Annotated in this window: 17 protein-coding genes and 1 tRNA gene; 11 read left to right on the top strand and 7 right to left on the bottom strand. The window is 69.1% G+C overall.

Annotation, left to right across the window (positions count from 1 at the left end; translation table 11 throughout):
• The first annotated feature begins 21 nt into the window (after positions 1-21).
• The 4 genes from motA to EPO51_RS27025 all read left to right on the top strand — a co-directional run bounded on the left by motA (position 22) and on the right by EPO51_RS27025 (position 3,717).
• The gene (gene motA, locus EPO51_RS27040; RefSeq protein ID WP_293357236.1) at positions 22-891 is read left to right on the top strand and encodes a flagellar motor stator protein MotA; all 870 of its coding nucleotides are present in this window, start codon (positions 22-24) and stop codon (positions 889-891) included.
• A 192-nt stretch (positions 892-1,083) separates the two neighbouring features.
• Entirely contained in the window at positions 1,084-1,356 is a 273-nt protein-coding gene (locus tag EPO51_RS27035) for a hypothetical protein (protein WP_293357234.1), read from the top strand.
• Positions 1,357-1,430: 74 nt separating this feature from the next.
• The gene (gene mnmC2 / locus EPO51_RS27030) at positions 1,431-3,224 is read left to right on the top strand and encodes a tRNA (5-methylaminomethyl-2-thiouridine)(34)-methyltransferase MnmC2 (protein WP_293357232.1); all 1,794 of its coding nucleotides are present in this window, start codon (positions 1,431-1,433) and stop codon (positions 3,222-3,224) included.
• A gap of 64 nt (positions 3,225-3,288) precedes the next feature.
• Entirely contained in the window at positions 3,289-3,717 is a 429-nt protein-coding gene (locus EPO51_RS27025) for a DUF6491 family protein (protein ID WP_293357230.1), read from the top strand.
• Positions 3,718-3,776: 59 nt separating this feature from the next.
• Here the strand turns inward: EPO51_RS27025 and EPO51_RS27020 are convergent, their stop codons facing one another.
• Both EPO51_RS27020 and EPO51_RS27015 read right to left on the bottom strand, forming a co-directional pair.
• The gene (locus EPO51_RS27020) at positions 3,777-6,911 is read right to left on the bottom strand and encodes a TonB-dependent receptor domain-containing protein (protein ID WP_293357228.1); all 3,135 of its coding nucleotides are present in this window, start codon (positions 6,909-6,911) and stop codon (positions 3,777-3,779) included.
• Between the two features lie 358 nt (positions 6,912-7,269).
• Positions 7,270-10,245, bottom strand: a complete 2,976-nt coding sequence (locus tag EPO51_RS27015; protein WP_293357226.1) for a TonB-dependent receptor plug domain-containing protein — start codon at positions 10,243-10,245, stop codon at positions 7,270-7,272.
• Positions 10,246-10,642: 397 nt separating this feature from the next.
• Here EPO51_RS27015 and EPO51_RS27010 point away from each other — a divergent pair, with 397 nt between their 5' ends.
• Genes EPO51_RS27010 through EPO51_RS27000 form a run of 3 tightly spaced genes read left to right on the top strand, consistent with a single transcriptional unit; the run spans position 10,643 to position 14,057 of the window.
• A complete protein-coding gene (locus EPO51_RS27010) occupies positions 10,643-10,978 on the top strand; it encodes an STAS domain-containing protein (protein ID WP_293357224.1) in 336 nt (111 codons plus the stop codon).
• A gap of 24 nt (positions 10,979-11,002) precedes the next feature.
• Positions 11,003-11,965, top strand: coding sequence for an MBL fold metallo-hydrolase (locus EPO51_RS27005; protein WP_293357222.1), 963 nt, complete (start codon positions 11,003-11,005; stop codon positions 11,963-11,965).
• Positions 11,940-14,057 (top strand): CHASE2 domain-containing protein, encoded by a 2,118-nt coding sequence (locus EPO51_RS27000; RefSeq protein ID WP_293357220.1) that lies wholly within the window; start codon positions 11,940-11,942, stop codon positions 14,055-14,057. Before EPO51_RS27005 ends, EPO51_RS27000 begins: the two co-directional genes overlap by 26 nt.
• Here EPO51_RS27000 and EPO51_RS26995 read toward each other — a convergent pair.
• The gene (locus tag EPO51_RS26995; protein WP_293357218.1) at positions 14,054-14,626 is read right to left on the bottom strand and encodes an OmpA family protein; all 573 of its coding nucleotides are present in this window, start codon (positions 14,624-14,626) and stop codon (positions 14,054-14,056) included. The genes EPO51_RS27000 and EPO51_RS26995 overlap by 4 nt on opposite strands.
• Positions 14,623-15,060, bottom strand: coding sequence for a FecR family protein (locus EPO51_RS26990; protein ID WP_293357216.1), 438 nt, complete (start codon positions 15,058-15,060; stop codon positions 14,623-14,625). Before EPO51_RS26990 ends, EPO51_RS26995 begins: the two co-directional genes overlap by 4 nt.
• A gap of 100 nt (positions 15,061-15,160) precedes the next feature.
• Here EPO51_RS26990 and EPO51_RS26985 point away from each other — a divergent pair, with 100 nt between their 5' ends.
• Both EPO51_RS26985 and EPO51_RS26980 read left to right on the top strand, forming a co-directional pair.
• Positions 15,161-15,517 carry an ATP-binding protein gene (locus EPO51_RS26985; protein WP_293357214.1) on the top strand — a complete coding sequence of 119 codons (357 nt, stop codon included), beginning with the start codon at positions 15,161-15,163 and terminating at the stop codon, positions 15,515-15,517.
• Positions 15,514-16,215, top strand: coding sequence for a DUF1345 domain-containing protein (locus EPO51_RS26980; RefSeq protein ID WP_293357212.1), 702 nt, complete (start codon positions 15,514-15,516; stop codon positions 16,213-16,215). The genes EPO51_RS26985 and EPO51_RS26980 overlap by 4 nt, the downstream gene beginning before the upstream one ends.
• Positions 16,216-16,270: 55 nt before the next feature.
• Here EPO51_RS26980 and EPO51_RS26975 read toward each other — a convergent pair whose 3' ends face one another.
• The 3 genes from EPO51_RS26975 to cpdR all read right to left on the bottom strand — a co-directional run bounded on the left by EPO51_RS26975 (position 16,271) and on the right by cpdR (position 17,904).
• A complete protein-coding gene (locus EPO51_RS26975) occupies positions 16,271-17,110 on the bottom strand; it encodes a cistern family PEP-CTERM protein (RefSeq protein ID WP_465246645.1) in 840 nt (279 codons plus the stop codon).
• Positions 17,111-17,402: 292 nt separating this feature from the next.
• Positions 17,403-17,477: transfer RNA gene (locus tag EPO51_RS26970), tRNA-Val, on the bottom strand.
• Positions 17,478-17,547: 70 nt separating this feature from the next.
• On the bottom strand, positions 17,548-17,904 hold the full coding sequence (gene cpdR, locus EPO51_RS26965; protein ID WP_293357208.1) for a cell cycle two-component system response regulator CpdR: 357 nt from the start codon (positions 17,902-17,904) through the stop codon (positions 17,548-17,550).
• A 103-nt stretch (positions 17,905-18,007) separates the two neighbouring features.
• On the opposite strand from cpdR, the gene EPO51_RS26960 reads away from it, so the two are divergent.
• Together EPO51_RS26960 and EPO51_RS26955 are read left to right on the top strand one after the other, a co-directional pair.
• Complete coding sequence (locus EPO51_RS26960) at positions 18,008-18,910, top strand: N-formylglutamate amidohydrolase (RefSeq protein WP_465246644.1); 903 nt, start codon at positions 18,008-18,010, stop codon at positions 18,908-18,910.
• A 527-nt stretch (positions 18,911-19,437) separates the two neighbouring features.
• Positions 19,438-21,027 (top strand): winged helix-turn-helix domain-containing tetratricopeptide repeat protein, encoded by a 1,590-nt coding sequence (locus EPO51_RS26955; RefSeq protein WP_293357204.1) that lies wholly within the window; start codon positions 19,438-19,440, stop codon positions 21,025-21,027.
• Positions 21,028-21,038: the final 11 nt, after the last annotated feature.

The raw sequence follows: 21,038 nt of genomic DNA, 5'->3' as shown, positions 1-21,038 counted from the left end.
GCCGGACGTCGCGGGGATTCCATGTTCCAGATCATCGGCCTTGTACTGCTGTTCGGCCTCGTGTTCGGCAGTTACATCATCTCCGGCGGCAACATGGGCGTGATCCTGCACGCCGCGCCGCACGAGATGATGGCCATCGGCGGAGCCGGCATCGCCGCCTTCCTGATCGCTAACTCGATGGGCACCATCAAGGGCGTCGGCGGCGGGTTCGGCAAGGTGTTCAGCGGCCCGAAATGGAAGGCCGCGGACTACCGCGACCTGCTGGCCCTGCTCTTCCTGCTCACCAAGACAATGAAGTCCAAGGGCGTGATCGCGCTCGAGAGCCACATCGAGAATCCCAAGGAATCCACGATCTTCAATCGCTTCCCGAAGATCATGAAGGACCACTTCGCCATCGACTTCATCTGCGACACGCTGCGCATGATGACCATGAACCTGGAAGACCCGCACCAGGTCGAGGACGCGATGGAAAAGCAGCTGGAGAAGCACCACCACGAAGCGCTGATGCCCAGCCACGCCGTCACCAACCTCGCCGACGCCCTGCCCGCCCTGGGTATCGTCGCCGCGGTGCTGGGGGTCATCAAGACCATGGGCGCGATCACCGAGCCGCCCGAAATCCTGGGCGAAATGATCGGCGGCGCCCTGGTCGGCACCTTCCTGGGCGTGTTCCTCGCCTACGGCATCGTCGGCCCGATGGCGACGCGCATGAAGGAAGTGGTCGACGAGGAAGGCGCCTTCTATCGGATCATCCAGGCCGTCCTGGTGGCCCACCTGCATGGCAACGCCGCCCAGATCTCGGTCGAGATCGGCCGCGGCAACGTGCCGTCCGCCGCCCAGCCCAGCTTCCTCGAACTGGAAGAAGCCCTGTCGAATATTCCGGCCGAGGGCTAATCCCTCTTGCCGTCGGCCCCGGCCCACGGCAGAGGTTGAAAAAGTGATCACAAGTCCGTGATTTTTGGCCTTGCTATGGCGGCCCGCGCAGGCTTATGTCTGCCCGTGCGTCGGGGGGGCGGCCTTGCCCTTTCCATTTCGGCGGGAAAAGTCCGACCGGCGCCCTGACACTCCGACCAGAGGATTTGGACCATGATGAAGCAACTGCTGATCGCCAGCGCCGCCGTCGCCATGCTGGGCGTCGCCGCCTGCCAGAAGACCGAAGAAAAGCCCGCCGAAGCCCCGGCCGCTGACGCCGCCGCCGCTCCGGCCGCTGACGCCGCCGCCTCGTCGGCCGACGCCGCCGCCTCGTCGGCCGCCGCTGCCGCCGACTCGGCCGCCGCCGCTGCCCCGGCCGCCGACGCCGCCGCTGCTCCGGCTGCTCCGGCCGCCGACGCCGCCGCTGCCCCGGCCGAGAAGCACTAAGCTTCCAACGCGATTTCGCGTTACGGGAAGGGCCGCCCTCTGGGGCGGCCCTTTTTCGTTTCCGGACGTGATTCATGACCGCCGAGCCGCCGGCGACCGGCGAAAGCCCCCTGGACTGGACCGATGACGGCCAGCCCCGCTCGCGCCTGTTCGGCGACGTCTATTTCTCGGCGCAGGACGGCCTGGCCGAGACCCGCGCAGTGTTCCTCCAGGGCTGCGGCCTGCCCGACGCCTGGGCCGGCCGGCGCCGGTTCGTGGTGGGGGAGCTGGGCTTCGGGACCGGTCTGAACATCGCCGCCCTCCTCGACCTCTGGCGACGCTCGCGCTCGCCCGGCGGCCAGCTCCACATCTTCTCCATCGAGGCTTTCCCGATCACCGCCGACGAGGCGGCCCGCGCGCTTGGCCGCTGGCCTGAGCTCGCGGACGTCGCCGAACTCCTGACCGCCCGCTGGCCTGGCCGCGCCCGCGGCCGCCACCGGATCGACCTGCCGGAGTTCGGCGCGATCCTCGACCTGGCGGTGATGGACGCCGCCGAGGCCCTGGCGGACTGGTCCGGCGCGGCCGACGCCTGGTTCCTCGACGGCTTCTCCCCGGCCCTGAACCCGCAGATGTGGAGCGACGAGGTGCTGCGGCTCGTGGCCCAGCGCTCGGCGCCGGGCGCGCGGGCCGCCACCTTCACCGTCGCGGGCCAGGTGCGCCGCGGCCTGGCCGCCGCGGGCTTCGCGGTGGAGAAGCGCCCGGGGTTCGGCCGCAAGCGCGAGCGGCTGGAGGCGCATCTGCCGGGGGAGCCCGCCGACCCGCCCGCACGCCACGTCGCCATCATAGGCGCGGGCATCGCCGGCGCGTCCGCCGCACGCGCCGTCCGGGCTCTGGGGGCCGAGGCGACGGTCGTTGAGGCGGAGCGGCCGGGAGCCGGGGCGTCCGGCAATCCCGCCGCCCTGGTCACCTCGCGCCTGGACGCCGGCCTGGGCGAGGCATCGCGGCTCCATGCCCAGGCGTTCGGCCGCGCCGCCGCGCTGTACGCCCGGGTCCCCGGCGCGGTGCTGTCGCGGGGCGTGCTGCAGTTCGCCAAGGATCCTCGCGACGTCGGCCGGTTCGCGCGCATCGCCGCCGCGGACGTCTTCGAGCCCGACGACCTGGCGCTGCTGGACGCCGAAGCCGCCTCGACGCTGTCGGGCGAGCCCGCCCCGCCGGCCCTGGACCAACGGACGGGCCAGGTGGTCGAGCCCGCGCCGATCCTCGAAGCCTGGACGGGCGAGGTTGTCATGGCGCGGGTCGCGTCCCTCGCGCCCGAGGGCGGGACCTGGCGGCTGCTGGACACGGAGGGCGACGAGATCCTCCGCGCAGACATCGTCATCGTCGCCGCCGCAAAGGGCTCCGGCGAGCTGATTGAAGGCCTGCCGCTTCAGGCGGTGCGTGGCCAGGCGAGCTGGACGTCGGAAGCGATCTCCGCTCCGGCGGCGGCCTGGGGCGGCTATGTCCTGGCGACCCGGACGGGCCTGCTGTTCGGCGCCACCCACGACCGCGACGACAGGGGCGTCGAGGTCCGTGGGGAAGATCATGAGCGCAACCTCGCCACCCTGGCCGCGGCCCTGCCGGGGCTGCACGCCCGCGTCGCGAAGCTGCCGCTCCACGGCCGCGCCGCGGTCCGCGCCGCGACGCCCGATCGGATGCCGATCGCGGGCGAGGTCGCCCCCGGCCTCTTCGCTCTCGCCGGCTTCGGCTCGCGAGGCTTCTCGCAGGCGCCCCTCCTGGCCGAGCACGTCGCGGCCCTGGCGCTCGGCGCGCCTTCCCCCATCGGCCGCACCGCCGCCGATCTCGTGGCCCCGGACCGCTTCGCCCGCCGGGCCGCGCGGCGCCGTTCCTAAGCCGCAGAAACGGCCTTATGTTGACGCTTCCTCGGGGGATATTCTGGGGCAGAGGACTCCGACCATGAACTGCAAGACCGCCCTGCCATTCGCCGCCCAATCGCTCGCCACCATGGGCGTCCTGGCGCTGAGCCTCGCCGCCTCGGGCCCGGCGCTCGCGAAGTCGCCGCCGGAGCCGGGCGCCGCCAAGCCCAAGAGCGAGTGCTTCTGGACCCGGCAGGTCAACAGCTTCGCCTCGAACGACGACCGCATCGTCAACGTCCGCGTGGGCGTGAAGGACGTCTACCAGATGGAGATGTTCGGCCACTGCAACGACGTGGACTGGAACAACAAGATCGCCCTGGTCTCACGCGGCGGCTCGTACATCTGCACCGGCATGGACGCTGAGATCATCTCGCCGTCGCCGATCGGGCCGCAGCGCTGCCCGGTGAGCAAGATCCGCAAATTGACGCCGGAAGAGGTCAAGGCCCTGCCCAAGCACGCCCGGCCGTAGGCGCAGAAAAGAAAGGGGCGCTGTCGCCAGCGCCCCAGATCGGCTCCCGTCGGAGAGCCCTAGAATGTCTTCTTCACGCCCAGTTCGAACACCCGGCCCAGCGGATTGCCCTGGGTGATGTCGTAATTGTACGGCGAGGGCAGGTACGGCGGGTCCTCGTCGAACAGGTTCTGAATGCTGAAGGTGACGACCGAGTCCCACGGCGCTTCCCAGCGCACGACGACGTCGTGCTGCCAGTAGTCCTTGGACTTGCCCACCGCCACGAGGTCGGCGCCCGAGGGAGCGCTCGGATTCGGGACCGTGATGAAGAACGGTGAGCCGAAGGCCGGCGAGGTGCCTTCGGAGTACCGCATCTGCCAGCGGATGCTGAGCGGCCCCTTGTTGAACGCGGCGAAGGCGTTCCCCTTCAGCTCCGGGTAGGAGAAGAAGTCGTTGAGGATGTCGCTGAGGCCGGCGCGATCCTCGGCTGGGGCGATGTTGATCGTGGAGTCGCGCAGGCTCACGGCCCCGCGCTTGTACTCGATCAGGTAGGTGAGCTCGCCACCCACCGCCCACGCGCCGTCGAACCAGCCGTCCCAGTCGTATTGCACCCGCGCCTCGATGCCGGAGGTGTCGGTGTTGGGGCCGTTGATCGTGAAGCTGCGCAGGCGCGCGACGTTCGCCGCCCCGCAGGTCCCGGCGAAGCTGAAGCGCGCCTGCAGTTCGGCGAAGGCTGCATTGCCGCAATTCACGTTCGTGCCGCCGGGGAACATGGTGGCGTAGAGGCGCGAGCCGCTTTCCTCGATGATCTCGTCCTTGAACTTGAAGTTGAAGTAGTCGAGCGTCGCCGACAGGCCGCCCATGTCGAAGATGACCCCCACGTTGAAGGTGTCGGCCTTCTCGGGCTTCAGGTCCGGGTTGCCGCAGCTCTGGAAAGCCCGATAGGCGCTGCCCAGGACCCGCACGCCGTTGTTGCAGCCCGTGCCCGTGAGGCCGGGGCCAGGCGCGCGGAACGTGGTGCTGGCGCTGCCGCGGAACGCCAGCCAGTCGGTCGCCTGCCACTTCACGGCGACCTTGGGATTGGTCGTCGATCCGATGCCGCCCTGGTAGTCCTCGAAGCGGATCGCCGCGTTGACGTTCAGGTTGTCCAGCAGCGGGATCTGGATCTCGCCGAAGATCGCCTTGACGTTGGCGTCGTCGTCGCGGTCCACGGCCGAGCCGAAGAACTGCAGCGGGCCGCTCTCGTCGTTGCAGGCCGGGCGGTCCGGGCAGGGGTTCTCGTCGGCGTTGAAGAATGCGCCGTATTTCCGGATCTCGCGGGTGTAGCGGTACTGGCCGCCGACCGCCCAGGCCACGACGCCGCCCGCCAGCTCGATGGGAGTCTCGCCGGAGAACACCATGTCGGCCACCAGGATCTGGTTGGTCAGCACATTGGTGTAGTTGCCGAACAGGCCCGCCACGACGAGCGGATCGTTGGCCACGGCCGAGTTGAAGTAGGGGTTCGCCGCTCCGTTTACCGCGCTGGTGGCGACGGCGTTGCTGAACGGATTGAAGAAGTGGCACCCGAGGGCCGCGTTGCCGGCGCCCGTCGTGTAGTTGGCGGTCTCGGCGGCGGTGCAGGAATTGGCCGCGCCGGCCTGGCTGCCGAAGCCGCGCAGCGCGAGCTGCAGGTTCTTCACCAGGATGTCGTTCGTGTTCGAGGTGTTCTTCTGCTCCATGAAGGTGAGCGCGGTGTCGTAGCTGACGCCGCCGAAGATCGTACCCTTGAGCCCGCCGGAGATCCGATAGGCGTCGTTGACGATCGACTGGTGGTCCGCCCCGTCCGGGAACGACGGGTTGCCGCCGAACGCCAGAGCTCGCCAGCCGAGCTGGACGATGTCGACGCCGCGCGCGCCCCCGGGCGATCCGGCCTGGGCGCCCGTGGTGCTGAACGCGCCGGCGCGGATCGCGGCGCATTCGGTCGCCGTGAGCGGGGCGCGGCAGTCGTTGACGAGCGCCAGGAAGCCCGGGTTGTTGACCGGCACGTTGAACGGCACCGCCAGGTTCGGGCCGCTGGGAACGCCGGGGGAGAAGGACGTGCCCCCCACCGACACCGGCGACGGATACTGCGCCGTCAGGTTGGCCGGCGACAGGCGTTGCACGGGCGTGTCGTTCTTGGTCCAGGCCACCTCGCCGTGGAACGACATGTTCTCCGACAGGTCGAAGTTCACCTCGCCGTAGAGCTGGTAGTGGTCCTCGCGGTTCACCAGGTCGTTGAAGTTGGAAAACTGGAAGCGGCAGGTGGTGGCGACGCCTGAGGTCTGGGGCAGGTTGGCGTTGACCGGCACCGCGAAGGCCACGGTCGCCGCCTGGTTCGGCTGTCCGGCCAGCGGATTGGCGAAGGTGACGGACCGGGTCAGCGTGCCGCCAAGCTCCGCGCAACCGTTGTCGCGGAACGCCGTGGCGCCCGCCACGTAGAAGCCGGGGTTGGCCGCGCCGGTGAAGCCCGCCGCGCCGGAGGAGCCGGCGAAGTCGAAGGGCTTGAGCGCGAAGTCGCGTTCGTGGATGTCGAGCCGCGAGCGGTGCCGGTAGCCGGCGGTGAGCAGGACGTTGCCGTTCTCGAACTTCTTCCCCCAGGCGGCATTGGCGCTGTAGTCGCCGTTCGAGCCGTCGATCAGGGCGTATTCGCCGTCCACCTCGAAGCCGTCGAGGTCCTTGCGGGTGATGAAGTTCACGACCCCGCCGATCGCGTCGGAGCCGTAGGTGGCGGCCGCGCCGTCCTTCAGGATCTCGATCCGCCCCACCGCCGCCGTGGGGACGAAGTTCAGGTTCGCGCCGCCGCCCTGGAACGCCGCCGCCGGGCTGTCCGCCAGCCGCCGTCCGTTCATCAGGGTCAGGGTCCGCGCCGCTCCGAAGCCGCGCAGGTTGATGGTCGCCGTGCCCGCGCCGCCGTTGTAGCGGTTGCTCTCGCCCAGCGAGGACTGGGACGAAGTGATGGTCTTCACCAGCTGGACGATCGAGGGCGAGCCCTGTTTCTCCAGGTCCGCGCTGGAGAGGACGTCCACCGGCATGGCGGCGTCTTCGGGCGTCCCGGCGATGAATGAGCCGGTGACGACGACTTCCTCGACTTCGGATGGTGTGGTCTGGCCGGGCTGGGCCGAGGCGGCGCTGGCGAGACCGAGCGAAAAGACGACGGCCAGCATCGAGCCGCCGCAGAGGGTGCTGCGTCTGTTCATAGGTTTTCCTCCCCGAAGGCCCGACCCGCATCTGGCGCGCGGATTCCGTGACCTTGGCGGAAAGATGATCATCCGGCTTCTCTCCGCGCGCTAGCGAATTCCTCGCGCACCGTACCGAAATTCTGAATCACATCACCGTTATTGCAACGCTTGATCCTGATATATATTTAGAAAAATCAACATGTTATATGAAAACATCGCCGCCATGAATCTCGGCACTTTGGTATCGTTTCGCAACCTCCGCGAGGTCGCATCCGCCAGATCGTTTTCGAAGTGGGGGTTTGGCGGGGCCCACCCAAAAGAAGGACGCCGCCGGCAAGGCCGACGGCGCCCAGGCGATGCAGCTTGGGGCTGCGAGCTAGAACTTCTTGGTCACGGTGAGCTTGTAGGTCCGGCCCAGCGCCCCGCCGGTGAACGGGTCGTAGCCGAGGTCGAGGCGCGCGAACGACGGATCCTCGTCGAAGATGTTGTCGACGGTCGCCACGACGGTAGTGTCCCACGGCAGGATCGCCCGGTAGGTGAAGTCGAACGTGGTCTGGGTCTTGATCTTCTGGCCCGCATTGGTCAGCGGGACCGCCGCGTTGGCCCCGTTGCGCACGACGTTGGGCGGGAACGGCGAAGTCCGCTGATCGACGTAGCTGTCGACTGCATTCATCGTCACGCGCGCCGTATGGATGTCGCGCGCGTACTCGACGTAGAACTGACCCTTCCACTCGGGGATCGGGTAGATCTGCGTCTGGTAATTCAGCTTGCCGACGCCGTTGAAGGCAGGCGAGACGGTCACGCCCTCGACCGTCGTGGCCTCGACCTTGTACTTATGCACATAGGTCACCGACGTCCCGAACTGCAGCTTGGCGCCGAAGAAGTCATCGACGTCGAAGGTCGCCAGGATGTCGATGCCGTCGGTCTTCACGCCCGGTCCGTTGATGGCCTGGGTGCGGATCCGCGACAGGTTCGCCACGCTGCAGACGCCGTTGAACGTGAAGCGCGACTGCAGACCGGCGAGCGCCGCGGCGCCGCAATTGCCGGTTCCCGTGCCCGTCGGGAACAGGGTGGCGAAGATGCCGCCCACCGGCTCGGTCACCAGGGGATTCTTGAAGTCGAAGTTCCAGTAGTCGAGCGTCGCGCGGAACGGCCCGGACCGCACGATGGCCCCGACCGAATAGGTGGTCGCCTTTTCGGGGTCGAGCCCGGGATTGCCCACCACGTCGACGGCGCGGAAGGCGCCGCCCAGGAACTGCAGGCTAGTCACCTGTCCCGGGTCCAGCGAAGTGAGCGGCGGCGCGCGGAACGTCGTGCCGATAGAGCCGCGAACCGCGAAGACCTCGGAAATCTGCCAACGGGCCGAGACCTTGGGATTGAACGTCGAACCGCCCTTTGAGCCGTAATCCTCGAACCGGGCGGCGCCCTGGATCTGGAAGTTGTCCGTGAACGGCAGGCTGACCTCGGCGAAGGCGCCCCAGTTGTCGCCCGAGAGGTCCGCGGGCGTGCCGCCGCCGAGGAACATGTACGGCCCATTGCGCACGGTGCAGTTCGTCGTGCCGTTCACCGGCGTGTCGATGCACGGCGTGACCGTCAGGTCCGAGAAGGCGTCGTAGTCGGCCTGGTACCACTGCTTGCGATACTGCCCGCCGAACGCCCAGCCGACGGCCCCGCCGCCCAGCTCCAGTCCGGGAAGCTCGCCGTTGAACACCAGGTCGGTGACGAACACCTTCGTCGCGACGTCCACCCGGGTGGGCTGGAAGAACCAGCTGATCAGATCCGGGCTGTTGGCGACCGAGGCCGAGTAGTTCGGGTTGGTCTGGCCGGTGATGTAGTTCGACTGGATCGCGTTCGAGAACGGATTGAAATACTGGCACCCACCCACGCCCGGCGTGCCGGTGGCGATGTTGCAGTTCGGTCCGCCGAGGCCGCGAAGCGCCAGCTGGAATCGGCTGACGATCGTATCGTAGCCGATCCGGGTCAGGTCCTCGCGCATGTAGGTGGCGCTCAGGTCGTAGCCGATGTCCGGCCCGAACTTGCCGGAGATCCCGCCCGAGACGCGGTAGGCCTCGAACTTGCGGCTGCCGGTCGAGGAGCCATCGCCGAAGAGCGGGTTCCCGCCCATGGCCAAGGGCCGGTAGAGCACACCCGGAATATAGGCGCCGGTGGCGGCCGCGGAGATCTGCGTCGGGTTCTGCGATCGGTAAAGCGCGAAGCCGGGATTGCTGGCGGGGACGAAGTAGCCGGCGCTCAGTCCGGAGGTGAAGGCCGGGTTGGTGGTCGCCGTCGGCACCTGCAAGGCCAGGTAGGACGGCGAGGTGTGCCAGTCCGGCGTATCGGTCTCGGCGTAGAGGCCTTCCAGGTGGAGCTTGGTGTTTTCACCCAGATCGTAGTCCAGTTCCGCGTAGAGCTGGAACCGCTCCTCGGTCTCCTGGATGTTATCGTACGGCGTATAGTTGAAGAGGCAGGTGGGCGTCGTGCCGCTGAACGACGGCAGGCCGCCCAGGGGCGCGCAGCCCGTATCACGCTGCGGGCCGGCGAGCGGCGTGAATGGCGCGGGCGAGCCCACGAGCGAACCGGGCCCCAGCGGGACGAAAGCCGTGGTCGCGTTGCCGGACGAGAAGCCGGTTTCCGGACTGACGAAGTAGCCGGGCTGGGTGAACTTGCGCTCGCCGACCGTCAGCTTGGACTTGTAGTGGTACTCGCCGGTGAGCAGCAGGCTCAGGTCGCCCCACTGCTTGCCCCACACGGCGTGGCCGTCCCAGTCGCCGGAGGCGTTGTCGATGTATTTGTAGGAACCGGAGACCTCGAGGCCGTCGGTGTTCTTCCGCGAGATGAAGTTCACCACCCCGGCGATGGCGTCGGAGCCATAGGTGGCCGCGGCGCCATCCTTGAGGACCTCGATGCGTCCCACCGCGGCGAAGGGCAGCACGTTCAGGTCGGGGGAAGCCCCGTTCAGGGTCGGCGCATTGACCAGCCGGCGACCGTTCCAGAGCACCAATGTCCGCGCCGGCCCCAGGCCCCGCAGGTTGATGGTGGCCGAACCCTCCGCGCCCTGCGCCCGCGAGTCGAACTGGTTGGTGTCGCCCAGCACGCCGTTGGAGACGGTCAGGGACTTCATCAGCTCGACGGGGCTGGGATTGCCTTGCTTCTGCAGTTCGTCGGCGCCGATGACGTCCACCGGCAGGGCGGCGTCCTCAGGGGTGCCGCGGATGAACGAACCGGTGACGACGACCTCGCCGATCTCGGTGGCCGCGGACTGTGTGGCTTGGGCCATCGCCTGGCCTGACGCGCCGAACGCCACAGCGGCGGCCAGCACGGATGCGCTGCAGAAGAACCTGCCTTTGGACATAGATTTTTCCTCCCCTCGGCAGCCTCTGTTGGCGGGCCAGCCTGAGTGGAGGGATATTGAGGCCTATTGTTTCAGATCCGCCACAGGAATTTCATTGTTCTGTCAACGAGAGGCGAGGGAGCAGCGTTCGCGCAACACCTTGCGGCATAAGGGATTGTGCGTTTTTTAGGCGTCACACGTCCCGTCTCCCAAGGCGCCTTGTCTTCGAAAACTGCGGCCAGGCCCGCCGCCGGGTCCGGCTCGAGGTGGTCCAGGAGGCCCCGCCGGACGGCCCTGGCCGCCGGTTGCGGGGGTTACTGCCCCCGAGGCGCGAATCCTGTTGCGCCGTCACAAGCGGCGCCTTCAGTTTGGTCCGGCGCTCCCGGTTTGTGACGGGCGCGCGGGTCGGGGGTCTTGGATGGATCTGGGTTGGCAGGTTCGCGACGCGGGCGGCAGGCTGGTGGGCGAGCCCACGGGACGCGTCGACGAGACCACCTGGGAGGCGTTCTCCGCCCACCTGATCGCCGCGGTGCGCCAGGCCATCGCCGCGGGCGCGCCGTTGATCATCGACCTCAGCGGCCTGGACTACATGTCGTCCCGCGGCCTGCGGGCGCTGACTATCGCGCGGCGCGAGGCCGGCGAGGCCACGCCCATCACCCTGGCCGCACCCAACGACCGGATGCGGGAGATTTTCGCGATCAGCCGCTACGACAAGCTTTTCAAGATCGTCGACGACGTCGATTCGGACGCCTGAGCGGCGGCGGGAGGGGCTTCGACAATGCTGGTACGCTTCTGGGGTACGCGCGGCTCCCTGCCGGTGGCGCAGCGGGCCGGCGCGATCCAGGCCAAGATCGCCCATGCCCTGGTCGCCGCCGGCGGGCGCCAGTTCGCCGACGAGGCCGAGGCCGACGCCTTCGCCAGGGCGAACCTGGACTTCGCGACCTACGGCTCGTACGGCGGCGCCAGCTCGTGCGTCGAGATCGAGGGCGCCGATGGAGCCTTCCTGGTCTGCGACATGGGCTCGGGGGTGCGCGAATTCGGCATCGACTCGTTCCGCCGGATCGCGGGCGGCCATCCGCCCGTCTACCACTTCTTCCTCTCGCACCTGCACTGGGACCACATCATGGGCTTCCCGTTCTTCGGGCCGGCCTTCAATCCCAATGCGACCATCGTCGTCCATTCGGGCCACACCGACGCGGAGACCGCCCTGCGCCGGCAGCAGGAGGAGATCTCCTTCCCCGTGCCCTTCGACTGGCTGCGCGCGAAGTTCGAGTTCATCGTCCACCCGCCGGGCGAAGCATTCGAAGTGGGCGGCGTCACGGTCACCCTGGTGGCCCAGCACCACAGCCACGATTCCTATGGCTTCCGGTTCGAGAAGAGCGGTCGCGCGGCGATCTATTCCACCGACAGCGAGCACAAGGTCGACAACATGGACGCGGAGGCCGCGTTCGAGGCCTTCTTCGCCAACGCCGACCTGGTGATCTGCGACACCATGTATTCGCTGGGCGACACCGTCAGCCTGAAGCAGGACTGGGGCCATTCGTCCAACGTCGTGGCGGTGGACCTCTGCCACGCCGCCCGGGCCAAGAGACTGGCCCTCTTTCACCACGAACCAACCTATACGGACGCCGACATCCAGCGCATGCACGCTGAGACCGTCCGCTACGAGGAGCTGGTCCGCGCCGATCGGCCTGCACTGGAGGTGATCTGCGCCTATGACGGACTCGAGGTCGCTGTCTGACGCCTTAAGCGACCTGGACGCCGGGGCGAAGCTTCGCGTCCGGATCGCCGGCCTGGGCGCGGCCCTCGCCGTGGCGCTCATGGTGCTGTTCGGCGGCCATCTGGTGCGCCAGCCGCTCTATGACCTGTTCCAGAACATCGCCCCCGGTCCCGACGTGTCGCGCCGGGTGCATGTGGTGGTGATCGACGCCGACAGCCTGCGCGACGTGGGCGGTTGGCCCTGGACGCGGTTCTATCTGGCCCGGCTGGTGGAGCAGATCTCGGAGCGGGGCGCGGCCGTCATCGGCTTCGACATGCTGTTCCCCGAGCCCGATCGCCTGGCGCCCTCGGAATTCACCAGCATCTACAACGAGCTCCCCGCCGGCGTGTCGCAGGAGATCCAGAGCCTGCCGTCCATGGACGCGGTGTTCGCCCGGGTGATCGGCCGCAGTCCCGTGGTGCTGGCCCGGGCGGGCGTGACCGAGGAATCCTTCGACCGGCTGGACGGCGCACCCCCGCCCCTGCCGCCCGAGGCGAAGTTCGTCGGCGCGGTCCCCGAAGAGACCCTGACCTTCCCGGCGGTGGTAGCCAACATCCCCATCCTGGACGGCGCGCCCCTGGGCCACGGCCTGGTCAACGGCGACCGCGATTCCGACGGCCTGGTCCGCCGCGTGCCGCTGTTCGCCAGGGCGGCCGGCCACCTGACCCCGGGCTTCGCCGTCGAACTGGTGCGCGTGGCCGAGGGAGTCGATCAGGTCGAGCTGCAGGGCGACAGGCGTCAACTGGACGGCGTGAAGGTCGGGTCCCACCGGGTTCCCGCCGGACCGGACGGCCAGTTGCTGCTGCGCTTCGGCGACTGGCGGAAGACCCAGACCACCTCGGCCGTCGACGTGCTGCGCCAGGGCCAGAGACCGGACCAGTTCAAGGACCAGATCGTCATCATCGGACTGGCGAGCGCGGGCACCTCGGACGTCACCAGCACCCCGCGGGCCAAGGCGATCTACGGGGTCTATGTCCAGGCCCAGGCGGTGGACTCGATCCTGCGCGGCACGGCGTTGCGCCGCCCGGCGTGGGCGGCGCCCGTCGAGTGGGGAATCGGATTCGCGCTGGTGATGATCTCGTTCCTGGGCGTGCCACGTGCGCCCATGGGGCCGGTCCTGGTCGGAGCCGCGGTCGAAATCGCGCTGGCGTTCGGCGCCAGCTGGGTCGCCTTCCAGAACAACCTGCTGCTGGACCCCTTTCCGATGTTGGCGCCCGGCGCCGCGAACTCGGCCGTGATGGTCGCCCTGCTGTTTGTGGAGGGCCGGCGCGTGCAGGCCCGGCTTCGCGGCGACCTGGAGGAGGAGCGCCTCAGCGCCGCGCGGATCTCGGGCGAGCTGGCGGCCGCCAGCGAAATCCAGTCGGGCATGCTGCTGCCCCGCGCCGAGCTGGACCGGATCTCGCCCGCCGTGGAGATCGACGCGGTGGTGCAATCGGCCAAGACCGTGGGCGGGGACCTCTACGACGCTTTCCTGTTCGATGACGGCCGGGTCTGCTTCCTGGTCGGCGACGTCACCGGCAAGGGCGTGCCGGCCTCGCTGTTCATGGCGCTCTCCAAGGCGCTGTCGCGCAGCCTGCTGATGCGGCCCAGCACCAGCCTCGAGGCCGCGGTGCGCGAGATCAACGCCGAGCTGTCGCGCGACAACCGCCAGGCCATGGCCGTCTCCCTGCTGGTGGGTGTGCTGCACCCCGCCGACGGGCGGCTCGACCTGTGCTGCGCGGGCCACGAGAATCCCCTGGTCGTGGGCGTGGACGGGACCGTGCGGGAGCTGAAGCTGGACGGCGGCCCGCCGCTCTGCGTCGACGAGGCCTTCCCCTATCCGCAGGAGACCGATCGCCTGGCGCCCGGCGAGGTGCTGGTGGCCTTTACCGACGGCCTGACCGAGGCGCAGGACCCGACCGGCGCGCTGTTCAGCCGCCAGCAGGTGTTTGACGCCCTGAGCCAGGCCTCGCGGGCCCCGACCCTGGCCGGCATGGTGGACGGCGTGGTGGACCGGGTGCGCGCCTTCGAAGCGGGCGGCGAGCCCAGCGACGACCTCACCGTGATGGCCGTGCGGTTGCGCCCTGCCGCCTAGCGGAGGATGACCTCGACCCGGCGGTTGGCCGGCTCGCTGACCTCGTCGTCGGTGGGCACGCGAAGCTCACGCTCGCCCCGGCCGGTCACCTTGGCGTTCTCGAACGGCAGGCCCTGCTTCACCAGGGCTGCGCGAATCTCGACCGCCCGGTCGTAGGACAGCTTGTCGTTGGTCTCGTCACTGCCCGTGGTGTCGGTGTGCCCGGTGATCTGGACTTCCGAGTTGGCGTCGGCGGCGCGCCGCAGAGCCTCCAGGATCGGCATCGATTCCGGCGTCAGGTCGGTGGAGCCCTCGACGAAGTACATCACATAGGCCCGCGGCTCGAAGGGAACGAAGCCCATCAGGTTCTTCCAGAATCCGGTCTTCACCGGCTTGGCCCTGACGGCCTTGCCGCCCAGCCGGGCGCGCGTGTCACCGGCGGTGAGGGCGCCCACCTCCCGGCCCGTCTCGGGGTCGAGCACCGCCACCGAGCCGGACCTGTCGCTGCCGGCGTCGTTCAGCAGCGTCACGTCCGAGGTGGCGCAACCGCAGAGCAGGCCGGCGAGCGCCAGCGCAGCCGCCAGCCTCACTTCACTTCGACCACGAAGGTCGTGCCGCGCGCCGCCAGCAGCGAGGTGGGCGTGCGCACCTTCATCGCGTCCTTGTTCTCCTTGGCGATCTGGCCGGAGACCACGCCCAGGGTTCCACGATCGACCGTGGTCAGCGACTTGCCCTTGTGAGTGGTGTCGTCGAACTCGAACTGGCTGAGCGCCACACGGCTGTTGGGGCCGACGGCGAAGCGGCTGTTGTCGATGAAGGTGATCCCGATCCGGCCGTTGCCGCCCGTGGTCAGCACGTCGCTGACCAGCAGCTGATAGCCCGCCGCGGCGGGCGTCACGGCCTTGCCGCGCACCACCGAGGCCGTGCCCGTCACGCTCTTGATCCGACCGATCTCGGCCAAGGCCAAGCCTGGCGTCGACAGCGCCGCGACCATCAGCAATCCTGCGACCAAAGCTCCGCGCATCCGCGCCTCCCTGAAACACGGTTCTGTCATAGCCCAGCTCCGCCCCCTTGCCCAATCCCAAGCTGTCGTCCACGCGCGGCTGCCGGCCGGACGGGGCGCCGTGGCGGGCGCCCTGGCGGCGGCGCGGTCGTTCGTCCAGCGTACGGGCCTGGGCCGCGACGCCGCCGAACGACTGGCCATCATCGTCGAGGAATGGGTCGCCAACGTCGTGGAGCACGGCGAGCCACCCGCGGGCAGCCGGATCGGACTGCGACTGGCGCGCGGCGAGGGCCTGATCCGCATCACCGTGACCGACGCCGGCCGCGTGTTCGACCCGCGCACGGCGGCGTTCGGCGGTCCCAACATCGATCGCGGCGGCGGCGCCGGCCTTGAGCTGATGCGCGCGTGGAGCCGGGTCGCCGCGTATGGCCGCCGGGCCGGGCGCAACCGCCTGGTGCTGGAAATGCCGCTGCGATGAGCCAGACTCCGACCGCCCGCACCGGCCGCTGGCGCCTGGGGCCGAGGGCCTTCATGGTCCGGCCGCGCCTTAGCACGGCGCTGGGGATGGGGCTGGCCGTGGGCGTCACCTGCGCCCTTCTCGCACCGCGGTTCAGCGCGTCGTCCTGCGCGATCGCCGGCTGGGACGCCTTCTGCGCGCTCTACCTGGGCCTGACGCTGAGCGCGATCACCCGCGAAGGGCCGGACGAGATCCGCGCCCGGGCGGCCGGGCAGGACGAGGGCCAGGCCGTGATCCTCCTGCTGGTCCTTGCGGCCTGCGGCGCGAGCCTCGCCGCCGCCGGCATGGAGCTGTCCCAGGCGCAGCACGACCAGGGGCTGGAGAAGGCGGTGCGCGTGGCCGCGGCCTTCGTCACCGTCGTCGGCTCCTGGCTGGTGATGCAGATGGTCTTGGCCCTGCACTACGCCCACGAATTCTACGCCGCCGATCCGCAGACCGGCGAGGATGCGGGCGGCCTCGCCTTTCCGGGCGGCGAGGCCCCGGACTACTGGGACTTCCTGCACTTCTCGATCGTTATCGGCGTGGCGTCGCAGACCGCCGACATCGCCTTCACGGCCAAGGCGATGCGCCGCGTGGGCACGGTCCACAGCCTGATCGCCTTCGTGTTCAACACCCTGATCCTCGCCCTGGCGATCAACCTGGTGGCGGGGCTGTTCTGACAAGGAAAACGGCGGCGGGAGGTCCCGCCGCCGTGAAGTCGCGCTGGTGGATCGTTTAGGCCGCCAGGCGGCGGCGGGTCCGAAGCGCCGTGCCGGCGGCGCCGAAGCCCATGATCATCATGGCCCAGGTGGCCGGCTCGGGCACGTAGGCGACCGGAAGGCCATAACCCGGATCGTCCTGGTCGCCGCAGCCCGGATAGTGCTGGTGCCCGTAGTAGTAGCTGCCGCCCTTGGAGGACCTGCTGGTGGGGACGTCGTACTCGACGTTCTCGTAGGCCACGATCGGATTGTAGAAGCTCAGCGTGTCGATGGCGCTGTTGAAGGTCAGCTTGAAGGTGCCGTCCACGGTCTCGCCGATCTCCGGCCCGGCGCTCGTGCCGGGATCGCAGGTGTTCGAGGTGTTGGTGCTTTGATACCAGGCGAGGTTCTTGGTGGTCAGGCAGACGTCGAAGACGTCATCGACCAGATAGTTGTTGGTCGGGTCGAAGTCGCCCTTGCCGACCGTGCGATACTCGCCGTCGAGGATCACGGCGCCGCCGAACTGCTTGGTGGAGCCGTTCTTCTTGCCGTTCACGTCGAAGGCGATTTCCGCCACCTGGGATTCGTCGACCCATTGGTTCGACGCATTCTCGACCACGTAGTCGAAGGTCCAGGACTTCTTGTCGGCGCTGATGCTCGTCAGCTTGTAGAGCACGCTCGAGGCCAGGCCCGGGAGAACTTCGTTCCCGTTCATGTAGCTCTCGGTGTAGCCCTCGAAATAGATCCGGTACCAGGCGTTCACGCCGGTCGTGGAGTCCCAGGTGAGCTTGGTCGACGCGGTCCACTCCGCGCCCCACACCTGCTCGCCGTTCCAGTCGACAAGGTCCCAGTCGGTGGCCAGCGCCGGCGTCGCCATGACGCTCAGCGCAAGCGACATCGCCGCGAAGGCGGACGTCTTGATCATGATACTTTCCCCGTCCCCATCCCCGTGGGGAGCCGCGATGGCCTATTATGGAGTGTTAAGGTTATCGCCGGCCAAGGCCAAGCTCGTTCGCGTTGTGCGCGAACTGCCGAAACGCCGGCCTCGTCCATAGGGCGAGTGCCCGACACTCCTCCCAGGCGAGCCGGAGCCTATCGGCGACGGCGGGCCTGAGCCGCGGCCACCACATCCGAAGCCCAGCAGACATTTGAATTTGTGAAGGAAAGGATGGTGGACGTGACAGGGATTGAACCTGTGACCCCCTCGATGTCAACGAGGTGCTCTCCCGCTGAGCTACACGTCCGTACCTTCGGGAAGGCGGGGATATACAGATCGGCCCTGCCCTTAGCAAGCGGGGCCGCAGGCGGCTTTTTCTAGGCGGCGATCATCCGCTCCACCTCGGAGACGATCTCGCGCAGGTGGATCGGCTTGGACAGCACCTTGGCCCCGGCCGGAGCCTTCTCGCCGGCGGCCAGCGCGACCGCCGCGAATCCCGTGATGAACATGATGCGCAGGCCCGGGTGGCGGGCGGCGGCCTGGCGGGCCACCTCGATGCCGTCGAGGCCCGGCATGACGATGTCGGTGAGCAACAGGTCCCACGGCTCGTCGAGGAAGGTCACGGCTTCCTCGCCGTCGGCGCACGCGGTCACCTCATGGCCGGCGCGTTCGAGCGCGCGGGCCAGGAAGCCACGGAGGGAGTCGTCGTCTTCGGCGAGGAGGATGCGGGACATGGCGATTTGCTGAACGCTTGGGCGGGGACAATAGCTATCGAAGGGTAAAGACCGAATGAAGGTCGTTTGACGCTGGGGGGCAAGGCGGCGTTCTATGCAGGCGATGAACGCGCTGGAGCCACTGCCTGGAATCGCCCCCGACATCGGTCCTGCGTTCGAGGTGCGCCGGGCCGGGCCCGCGGGGGCCCCGCCCACGCCGCTGGTGTTCGCCTCGCCGCATTCGGGCCGCCTCTACCCCGAGGACATGATGTCGGCGGCGGCCCTGGACGCCGTCAGCATCCGCCGATCCGAGGACGCCTTCGTCGACGACCTGATCGCCCAGGCGCCGGGCCACGGCGCCGCGGTGATCACCGCCAATTTCGCCCGCGCCTACATCGACCTGAACCGCGAGCCGTTCGAGCTGGACCCTGGGATGTTCTCCGACCAGCTCCCGGAATTCGCCCGGGCGCGCACGGCGCGCGTGGCGGCCGGCCTGGGCGCCATCGCCCGGGTGGTCTCGGAAGGCCAGGAGATCTATCGCCGCAAGCTGACCTTCGCCGAGGCGCGCCGGCGGATCGAGGGCGCGCACCGACCCTATCACGAGGCGCTCGCCGGCCTGATGGCCGAGGCCCAGGCCGCCCACGGCTTCGCGATCCTCGTGGATTGGCACTCCATGCCGGCCGCCGCCGCCAAGGCCGCCGGCCGCGAGCGTGCCTGCGATATCGTCCTGGGCGACCGCTTCGGCGCCGCCTGCGCCGGGGTTCTGCCCACCCGCGTCGAGCGCGAACTCGAGGGGATGGGTTATCGGGTGACGCGCAATACCCCTTACGCCGGCGGCTATACGACCGAGCACTACGGCCAGCCGCACCGCCGCGCCCACGCCCTGCAGGTGGAGATCAACCGGGGCCTCTACCTGGACGAGGCGACGCTGGCGCCGACCTCGGGCTTCGAGCGGCTGCGCAACGACGTCGAGCAGCTCACGCGCGCGCTGGCGGCGGCGGACTGGTCGGCGCTGCGGGCGGCCTAGCAAGCGAGATCGACCCCCAAAAGGAGACCCCCGATCCCGACCGGGATCGGGGGCCAAGGAAGATGCTCGAGGGGTCAGAGATCCCACCAAGCCCTCTCCGGGAGAACAAGCCTGCCGAGGCGCCTCCCCAGGCCGCCGCGGCCGGCCCGCACCGAACGAGCCTGAGCCCGCTCGGAGAGAGCCCCGGGAGGAGTTTCGACGACCCTCGCTGCGACATGACGATCGCCGCCCCGACCTTGACGCCAGCGGGAGGCGGCGTCGGCGTCGGGCCCAGGACGTGAGGGCGGGGTTGTCGGGTCGCCTTCGGTCCTGGAAAGGGGTCGAAACCCTGCTTTAAAAGACCAGTAACCGGCTTGCGCCGACAGGCCCGCCAACCGATCTTTCCCCGAGCAGAAGCCGATCTTTCTACGGTCGGTGGCGTGTCTCGGCGATGGCGACCCTTCTCGGTTGTGCTAAGGGCCAAGGCCGTCGATGTGTTGATGAGGCGATAGCGCCGCGTTCGCCGATTGGACGGGACCGGGGGTTCGATGCAGCTGGCCCACCAGCCTGCGTTTTCGTTGGGGACGCTGGAAGTGCGTCCACCCACCTGCGAGGTGGTGTCGCCGCTGGGTCGCGAGATCCTGCAGCCGCGCGTCATGCAGACCCTGGTGGCCCTGGCCCAGGCCGGGGGCGCGGTGGTCAGCCGCGACGACCTGATCGCCACCTGCTGGGACGGCCGCGTGGTCGGCGAGGACGCCATCACGCTGGTCATGATGAAACTGCGCCGGCTGGCGGACCGCAGCGGCGGCGCCTTCGCCGTCGAGACGATCCCGCGGGTGGGCTACCGGCTGGCGACGCCGACGCGCGACGCGGCGCCCGCGGCGAAATCGGGCGCGAGGTCCGCCGGCAATGCGCGGCCCCGCCTCGTGGTCCTCGAGTTCACCCATGCGCCGGGCGACGAGGAGCAGGCCTGGTTCGCCGAGGCCCTCGCCGACGAGCTGACCGCGGGCCTGGCCAAATCGCCCCTCCTGTCGCTCACGCCCCGGCAGGCTTTGCTCCATTCCGACGTCGCCGGCCATCCGCCCGGCGCGATCTGCGCCCGGCTGGGCGTCGATTATGTGCTCGACGGCAAGGTGCGCAGCCTGGGCGGCACGGTCCGGGTCTCGGTGGACCTGATACAGGGCTCCGACGAGACCAGCGCGTGGTCAGCCCGCTACGACCGGCCGATGGCCGACCTGTTCGCCATGCTGGGCGAGATCACCACCTCGATCATCGGCACCGTGGAGCCCGCCGTCCTCGAGCGGGAGGAGGCCCGCGCGCTCAGCGCGCCCGAGCACAGCCTGCAGTTCTGGCGCCTGCTGGTGCAGGGCCGGCGGCATTTCTGGCGTTCCACCGCCGAGGACGTCCGCAAGGCCGAAACCTTGCTGGAACAGGCCCTGGAAATCGAGCCACGCGACGTCTCGGCCCTGGCGATCCTGGCCCACTGCAAGCTGTTCGACGTCTGGGTCGGGACCTCTGCGGACCCCTCCGGCGCGGTGGCCGAGGCGCATCGGATCGCGCTGCGCGCCGTCTCGGCGGGCGGCGCCGACGCCTTCGCCCACTACACGCTGGGCGTCGTGCTCTCGATGATGGGACGGCTGACCGAGGCCAGGGCCGAACAGCGACGGGCCCTGGAGCTGAACCCCTACCTGGCCGCGGCGTCGGGCGAGATGGGTCGCCTGCTGGCCTTCGACGGGCAGCCGGAGGAGGCCATCGCCTATTCGGAGCGCGCCATCGCAGCCAGCCCGAACGACCCCCACACCTGGCTGTGGTTCCGCAGCAAGGCCATCGCCCGCTTCGTAGCCGGCGACTTTGAGGGCGCCGCGCGCGACGCCGCGGACGCCTGCGCCCGCGGGCCCGAGCGCTTCCCCCTGCACTACCTCCTGGCCGCCTGCTACGCCGCCGGGGGCCGGCAGGCCGAGGCGCAGCGCGCGCTCGAGGACGGCGAGCGGCTGGCCCGGGATCGCGCCGGACCCGGTCGCAGCAACGCCACCGCCTATTCCCTCGAAGCCCTGAAGATCGGCCATCCCTTCGTACGGCCCGCCGACCTCGACCGCCTCGTTAAGGCTCTGCAAAAGTCTGGATGGCAGGGTGCCTAGGTCAACAACCT

The organism is Phenylobacterium sp., from assembly GCF_004297125.1.
Classification (GTDB): domain Bacteria; phylum Pseudomonadota; class Alphaproteobacteria; order Caulobacterales; family Caulobacteraceae; genus Phenylobacterium.
The sequence above is the reverse complement of the archived record's forward strand: the minus strand, read 5'-3'. Positions and strand labels throughout refer to the sequence as shown.

Coding starts and splice junctions, on each gene's coding strand:
- motA (WP_293357236.1), top strand. CDS start 22: ATGTTCCAGATCATCGGCCTTGTACTGCTGTTCGGCCTCGTGTTCGGC.
- EPO51_RS27035 (WP_293357234.1), top strand. CDS start 1,084: ATGATGAAGCAACTGCTGATCGCCAGCGCCGCCGTCGCCATGCTGGGC.
- mnmC2 (WP_293357232.1), top strand. CDS start 1,431: ATGACCGCCGAGCCGCCGGCGACCGGCGAAAGCCCCCTGGACTGGACC.
- EPO51_RS27025 (WP_293357230.1), top strand. CDS start 3,289: ATGAACTGCAAGACCGCCCTGCCATTCGCCGCCCAATCGCTCGCCACC.
- EPO51_RS27020 (WP_293357228.1), bottom strand. CDS start 6,911: ATGAACAGACGCAGCACCCTCTGCGGCGGCTCGATGCTGGCCGTCGTC.
- EPO51_RS27015 (WP_293357226.1), bottom strand. CDS start 10,245: ATGTCCAAAGGCAGGTTCTTCTGCAGCGCATCCGTGCTGGCCGCCGCT.
- EPO51_RS27010 (WP_293357224.1), top strand. CDS start 10,643: ATGGATCTGGGTTGGCAGGTTCGCGACGCGGGCGGCAGGCTGGTGGGC.
- EPO51_RS27005 (WP_293357222.1), top strand. CDS start 11,003: ATGCTGGTACGCTTCTGGGGTACGCGCGGCTCCCTGCCGGTGGCGCAG.
- EPO51_RS27000 (WP_293357220.1), top strand. CDS start 11,940: ATGACGGACTCGAGGTCGCTGTCTGACGCCTTAAGCGACCTGGACGCC.
- EPO51_RS26990 (WP_293357216.1), bottom strand. CDS start 15,060: ATGCGCGGAGCTTTGGTCGCAGGATTGCTGATGGTCGCGGCGCTGTCG.
- EPO51_RS26980 (WP_293357212.1), top strand. CDS start 15,514: ATGAGCCAGACTCCGACCGCCCGCACCGGCCGCTGGCGCCTGGGGCCG.
- EPO51_RS26975 (WP_465246645.1), bottom strand. CDS start 17,110: ATGGCGACGCCGGCGCTGGCCACCGACTGGGACCTTGTCGACTGGAAC.
- cpdR (WP_293357208.1), bottom strand. CDS start 17,904: ATGTCCCGCATCCTCCTCGCCGAAGACGACGACTCCCTCCGTGGCTTC.
- EPO51_RS26960 (WP_465246644.1), top strand. CDS start 18,008: ATGAACGCGCTGGAGCCACTGCCTGGAATCGCCCCCGACATCGGTCCT.
- EPO51_RS26955 (WP_293357204.1), top strand. CDS start 19,438: ATGCAGCTGGCCCACCAGCCTGCGTTTTCGTTGGGGACGCTGGAAGTG.